We start from the raw sequence: 232 nt of genomic DNA, 5'->3' as shown, positions 1-232 counted from the left end.
AACATACATCGCTTGGTCGGCATGTTTCACTAACTCTTCTACGTTAGTGCCATCTAAAGGATGAAAAGCGATGCCGATACTGCCACTAACATAGGCATCTTCCTGTTTAATCGTGAAGCGCTTAGCTAAAGCTTGCAGCACGGTTTCTGCAATGTTGGCCAATGGTTGTTGTTCACTCACCCCTTCAATAACAATGGTGAACTCATCGCCCCCCAAGCGCGCGACCGTATCT

At 47.4% G+C, this 232-nt stretch carries 1 protein-coding gene; it reads right to left on the bottom strand.

The genetic code is table 11. The annotated features are described in order from the left end of the window. A partial coding sequence (locus Q4528_RS16435) for a diguanylate cyclase domain-containing protein (protein ID WP_303522867.1) occupies positions 1-232 on the bottom strand: 232 nt, incomplete at both ends.

It is taken from the genome of Staphylococcus pasteuri (genome assembly GCF_030547725.1).
In the GTDB taxonomy this organism is placed as follows: domain Bacteria; phylum Bacillota; class Bacilli; order Staphylococcales; family Staphylococcaceae; genus Staphylococcus; species Staphylococcus pasteuri.
This window is presented reverse-complemented; position numbering and strand designations above follow the sequence as displayed.